The organism is Phytoactinopolyspora limicola, assembly GCF_011320225.1.
In the GTDB taxonomy this organism is placed as follows: Bacteria; Actinomycetota; Actinomycetes; order Jiangellales; family Jiangellaceae; genus Phytoactinopolyspora; species Phytoactinopolyspora limicola.
The window spans coordinates 219,409-225,879 of the sequence record NZ_JAAOEN010000010.1; the positions used below are offsets into that span (position 1 = coordinate 219,409).

At 64.6% G+C, this 6,471-nt stretch carries 2 protein-coding genes; both read right to left on the reverse strand.

Translation table 11 applies throughout. The features are described 5' to 3' along the window. Positions 1 to 22: 22 nt before the first annotated feature. Positions 23 to 2,650, reverse strand: coding sequence for an acylphosphatase (locus G8760_RS21340; protein ID WP_166354825.1), 2,628 nt, complete (start codon positions 2,648 to 2,650; stop codon positions 23 to 25). Beyond that, a complete protein-coding gene (locus tag G8760_RS21345) occupies positions 2,647 to 6,054 on the reverse strand; it encodes a CapA family protein (protein WP_166354826.1) in 3,408 nt (1,135 codons plus the stop codon). Before G8760_RS21345 ends, G8760_RS21340 begins: the two co-directional genes overlap by 4 nt. Positions 6,055 to 6,471: the final 417 nt, after the last annotated feature.

A 6,471-nucleotide genomic window follows, 5' to 3' on the forward strand; every position in this document is an offset into this window, starting at 1 on the left:
GCAACGATCACCGGGGTGAGTTCTACGTCACGGTAAACCGGCCCGTGGGTTGGACATCGGTGGAATGGCGGGTCCGAACCGACCGCGGTGACGCTTGCGAGGGCCCCTCGATGGCCAATGATGCCAATGCGGCCGTCGGACCGGCTGGGCCAGCGATCTGGGCTTGGACCACCTGAGGCTCGGCAGTGTTGCGCACCCACCCCGAGAGCCCAAATTCGGTGGCCAACGATGCCATCCACTGTCGGTATCCGACCCCTTGGATCTTGCCGCGGATCTCCAGGTCCAGGCATAGCTCGGTGGCCTTAGTCCGCAGGGGGACACCATTGAGCCGGCATTGCGCCCGCATGAGGTCGAGAGAGATGTTCTTGGGGGTGCCGAACAACGGGAAGTGGTGAGAACTCCCCGCCGGGCTCGCATTGAGCTCACAGATGCCCGCCGCCTGCTCGTCCAGCGGGAGTCTATGGTCGGAGATGAGGAAATCCACGCCGCTGATGTGCAGGCCCGGTATGGCCTGAACCGACCGCACGGCCATGTCCAGCAGGGTGGGGTGGGTCTCTTCGAGAACTTGGTACGTCTCCCCGCCCTGGGTGATGCTGCCGGCTGTGCTCAGTACCACCGTCTGACCGGCGTCTGGTACCGAGTCCCACCTCAGCTCCTGACGTTCGAGCTGGAAGCGGGCCCGGTCGTCGAGTTTGATCGGCCTGGTCTGTAACTTCTGCGTAGTCCGGCGCAGTTCGTTGGTCATCTCGATCAGCTCGGCAACCGTGCTGACGCCGTCACCTACGACGTTGGCTGGTTGGCGGAACGTCACCGACAGCACACGATTGTCGGCGACAATGAATCGGTACGCGTCACCCTCGATATGACGTTCGACGACGAAGCGCTCATGTTTGGTCGCGGCGACGGCGTCGATAGCCCAGGTCACTTCGTCTTCGGAGCGGATGTTGGTGGTGACGCCAACACCACCAGTACCAGCCTGCGGCTTGACCACGACTGGCCAGCCGAGCCAATGCGCGTATTCGACGGCTTGCGCTCGCTGCCGCAGGCTGAACTGCTGGCCCTCTGGGACCGACACCCCGGCGCGTTGCAGCAGGACGCGGGTGATCTGTTTGTCGACGGTAGTGAAGCGCGCTACCCGGGAGTTGGCATCGCCACATGTCCGGTAGAACGCCACGTGGTTGTCACTGCCGGGGGCCCGTGCGGTGAAGATCAGCGAGCTGACTCTAAGTGTCTCGAGGCCTTCGGTCAACGCCTCGTGTTCGAGCAGATGGCTGTCCAAGGGGATCTTCTTGAACTTTTCGAGATGCGGCGCGTCGAAAGTATTGAATGGTGGCATCGCGGAGTCGGCCGGCGCGGAAGGTACGGGGCGCGGGATCCGGGCCGCCTTGGTGACGAAGCGTCCGAGTTCGCCGAGGGAGATCTGAGTGCCGGAGCCGCTGCCGGTCTGGTCGGCGAGAATGTTGCTGGATTTGTCGAGATACGTTAGCTCGGGGGCGGTGATGTCTCGAACCGCGCTGCGTAGGGGGCTGATCGTCAAGTAGTCGAGGCGCGGCATAGAAAGTGCCAAGGCGTGCGCGTTCGATGCGCTGACCTGGCTCACCGAGCGAGGCCCGTCGAGGCTGATCTCCACGTCTGGGTTGCGGCGTTGCGCGGCTCGAGCGATGTCGAGGCTTGGTAGCAACCCGCCACTTCGGGGTATTTCGATCGCGATGACGTCAGTACCGCCGGCCGTGTGGAGGCGTTCGAGGTCGTCTTCGTCCCACACACTGAGGCTGGCCATAATCGACAGGTGCGGTTGTCTCCGGCCAAGTCGCCAGGTGCGCCGTCGGCCGGTTCGCGCGTGCCGCTGAAGTTCAGCGAGTTCGTGAACCCGGTCTCGGCGTAGTGGTTGTTCGATGATCAGCCGGCCTGGGGGGTCGTCTGACCGCATCCACTCGAGCAGGTGATCGACTAGGTCCTCGGCCTGGTGCGGTTGGTACTTTTCGGTGGCTACCAGCCACAGCGGTTTGTCGCCGCCGGCCGCGCGGTTGGTCTTAGCCGCGAGCTGGATCAACTCAAGGTCGGCCGATACCTCTCCATGGCTGGTCAGCCGGGTCATCGGATACCGACTGTGCTGATTGCGCAGCCGCTTTTCGAGGGCGGAGCTATCCTTCAGGCTGGGAATGGTGGCGGCACTGACCTGAACGTGTTGGCGTGCTCGGCCGAGCACGTCCACCAGTGGCACATCGCGGGCCCGGGCTAGGGCATCCAGAAGTGCTTGTTCGATGCCGGCCAGGGTGGCTCGGTAGGGCTTCTTCGGGTTGCCCGCTCCGGTGGCGGAGACGACGTCGGCGGCATGTTGTCGGAGTTCGGCCATGATGGACCGAACGCCGTGAAGAAGTTCCTCGGGGCCGGATACGGGCAGGCTGCGTCCGTCCAGCAACTCGCAGGCGGAGACCACCAGCGGCCAGACCTGGGCTCTTGCGTCGCCCGTGTACCGAGGGCCGCGGGGGGAGATTTCACCGACGCCTTCGACCGGGGTACCGCCAAGCATTGCGTGGAGGTGGATGACCAGGTTATACGCGGTGGCGTCGACGGCGCGGCTGGCACCCGCATTCGGCACGGCGTATTCGTAGAGGTGTATGCGTTCGATATGTAGCCGCTCGTTCACCGGGAGCCCTCCGGACGTTCAGGTGCCGCCTTGAATGCTGGGACTATCTCCACCGTCTCGGGCGCATGCGGCTCGCTCATGATGATCACTGAGATGGCTGCCACGTCGGCGAGACTCCCGGAGATCGTCGCCTTGAGAGTGCGGTCGTCGCGGTGCTCGCTGAAGCGCAGCGCAACTCCTCGTTCGGTCGCGACGCGTTCGAGGGCGGACCGGAGATCGGCTGGGGAGCCGAAACCGGTGAATGTCGCCGCAACCTCCACCTCATCTCCTGGCGCTCGGGCTCGGGTGGGCTCGTCGAGGTGGAGTTGGACGAGCGCCGCGCTAACCGAGCCTTCATCGTTGGTGGAGCCGGACTCATGTGGGGCCAAGCGTGGGACTGGATCGATGTCGCTGATGCAGAGTTTCTGCGCGTCAGCTGGCTGGCGATGGTCGTCGAGGGCGAGCCGGACCTCCGCATGACCAAGACCCGGGAACGCCGCGACCGCGCGCCGGGCGACGTCCAGCACATCGGTATGGGTTTCGGCGGTGACGTCGGCCGGTGCCTCGTCCGTCGAACGCAGAGTCGAGACGACGGACGATCCAACAACGAACATCCGCAGACTGTCGCCCTCCGCGTGTTGGTCGAACGGCAGGCCGGCCTCCCCGAGGATCGTCTTCAGATGCAGCTTGTCCGTGAGAAGGTCGTAGGCGACCCGTGGGGTGGCGGTGGACATGGTGTGGTGGAAGGTGAGCTCGCCGGCCCGCTCGGGCGTCACACCCGCGAGGAACGCGGTGGGCGACAACCGGACACAGCACAACCCGCGCGCCAGCGCGGCACGTTCGAGCAGATAGCTGTCCAACGCCGAAGGGTCCAGGCGATCCGCGATGGTCCGGACCGATTCGGGTGTGGGCTGGCTCGGAGACGTGTGCCGTCCGGCGTCGATAGGGTTGGGTGTGCTGGAGGCCGGTGCCGCTCGTGTGCTGCCGGGTCCGCCGGAGCCGGTGGTGAACGAGAAGGCGATGTGCGGACCATACGGGTCGGTCTGGTACCGGGCCCGGTCGGTGAACGAGCCATCGAGATCGACGTCGCGCAAGGTGGCGACGATTCCCTCGAACTCGTTGTCGGTCGCCGGGCGTGGGGTGAAGCCGGTGGTCTTGTTGTCGCTGGCGATCGGATAGAGGCGTACGTCAATCGCCCAATGATCCGCCGCCGGCTCGACGCCGACCCGTGCCACCAGGCCGAATGGTGGGACGTCGTACTGGCTGAATCTCCCGGACCAGTTGAACACGAAATTGCCGAGCGAATAGACCGTGGCGTGGTGGTCGGCGATGCTGATCTGTTGAAGCATGTGTGCGCCGTGGCCGATGATCAGATCTGCGCCGGCGGCGGAGAAGGCGGCGCTCGCGCGTTGCGCGGATTCGCGGACCCAAACGTAGTTTCCGCCCCAGTGGGGATACACGACGACGAGGGCGGTCGGGTCGGTCCGCTTGAGTTCCTCGATCTGGCCCGAGATGCGGCGAACCGACATCGGGTTGACACCCGGCTGATCGGCGGTGGCGTAGAAGCCGTACTCATCGCGTAGTTTGCGCTGAACTTCCATGGCGCTGATGACGTGGATCCGCCGCTGTTCTTCGGCAGATCCGAGCGTGATGGTGTGCGGTGCCGCGGCATCGGCCAAGGTCGCGCCGGCACCGAAGGCGACGATGCCCGCCTGTTCGAGCTGGGCACGGGTGTCGAGCAGATGGTTGGTGCCGAAGTCCATCGTGTGATTGTTGGCCAGCCCGACTGCGTCGACGCCCAGATCTCGCAGGCATTGGATCGTCCGGGAAGGGAGATCCCAGCCGAGGAATCTCTTCTTCCCTTCGAAGGGACTGACCGGTGAGTCGGCGAGGACCGTTTCCAGGTTGACGATCAACACGTCTCTATCGGAAACCAGCGGCCGCAAGGCCGTGAAGTACGACATTGGTTCGTTGGTCAGGCGCTGGAGGAGTTTGCCGCCTTTGGCGTTGATGTGGACGTCACCGAGGCTGGTGTCGCCTGCGAACACGAGTGTGGCGGTCCGACCGGCTACCGAGCCGCCTGGCTCGCCCGCCACTCGCCCGGACGGTTCTACCGGTGCGACGGTGACGGTCTGCGCTGGAGGTGCGGTATCGACGCTACGTTCGACATACGGGTCGAGTTGTGACGGCACCAAGGTGGTGCCCAGGCCGGGGCCGGTCTGAGCGGCGATCACATTGCTGCCCCGTTCACGCCAACGAGCCACCGGTTCGCTGATGCGTTGCTCGACGTTGGTAGGCGGCACGGTGGTGAGGTAGTCGATGCGTGGAAGGGCCCGGGCGAGATTGTGCAACGCCCAGGCGGTGAGATCGCTGGTACCGAGCATTCCACCGATACACACGCGGATGTCCGGATCTGCCGCCACCGCGGCGTTGGCCAGATCGAGGCTGGCGAGCAAACCACCCGCCTTAGGGGCCTTGATGTTGAGTGCACGGCAGCCCCCCTCGGCATTGACGCGTTCGAGGTCGCTGACGTCCCACATACCTTCGTCCGGCATGATTCGTAAGTCGAGCGGTTCGGCGGCTCCGACGGCGCGGCACTCGTCATCGGCCAGGCGCTGGAGTTGTGGTAGCTCCGTGACCTGGGCTTTGGGCAATATGCCTTCAAGTACGATCGAGTTCGGCAGAGTCCCGGCTGCCATCCGCTGGACGAGACCCCGCACGAACGTAGAGGCACCGGCGAGGTCAAGCGCCTCGTTGATGTCCATCCAGATCGGTTTCTCTCGTCCAACAGAACGGTTGGCCGCCGCGATGGTCTCGAACAGCTCCCAGTCGTGTTCGAGACGTCCGACGCCCTTGACTCTCGTCATCGGGAAACGTTTCTGCTTGATGACCTTGGCCGCGACGTCGTCGACCGTCGATACGGTGGAGATGCTGATAGCGATGTCGTCGCGCTTCTTGCCGAGTAGCTCGGATATCTGAAGCCCAAGTGCGCGCGAGGCGAGATCGAGGAGGGCGACCTCGATGCCCAACATCGTGCCCCGGAACGGGCGGTCGCGGTTGGTGTCGTCGGCGTGTTCACGAGCGATGTCATCGAGTTGCGCCATGAGCTGCCGGATGTGGGTGACCGCTTCGGCAGCGTCGCCAACGGGGAGCCGACCGTCGTGGAGGTGCCGGACGGCGGCCTGGAGAAATGTCCAGGCGGCGTCGCCGCTCTTCGGACCATCGCCAGTCAGCGCGTGGCGCGGCTGACACTCGCCGACGCCGGTGAACGTCTCGTCACCCACGTCGCCATGGAGGAGCACTACGAAGTTCCGTGCGCCCCTGGTGACCCCCCGCGCGGTGCCGTAGGGGCGCTTGAGCGGCATTCGGTATTGGTACGCCTGCGCCCGAACGACGCGCAGCTCCCGGTCAACCATGTGGTTCATGACCGTGATCAACTCCCATGATCCTGCGAATCCACCCCCGGCAACCCAAACGGGTTGTCCGCTCGCGCGCTCCGCACCAAGCACGTGTCAAAAGTGCGTCTGACGCCCCGGCGGTCAGGCTACCCGATAGGTACGCCGACGAACATCAGCTTGATCTGTGATTGATCGTCTGATGTCCTGCACCAGGATTCTTGGCCGCACGACAGTGATGTCCTGCGGCCCATGATCGAGGTTTGCGCTCCACGATCAGCCTGATCATGGCAGTGCTACCCGAACGCCGGAAGGATGCGTATGACTTTGACGTATGACGCTGCTGCGTCTTCGGGTTCGCCGTCGGGGCGGCGGTTTCGTGCTTACACGTCGCGGCATTTGGATGAGTTGACGGCGCGGGCGGGGTTGGGTGAGGCGGAGCGGTTG

Excerpts from the sequence above, each read along its gene's own strand:
- G8760_RS21345 (WP_166354826.1), bottom strand. The coding sequence starts at position 6,054 with ATGAACCACATGGTTGACCGGGAGCTGCGCGTCGTTCGGGCGCAGGCG.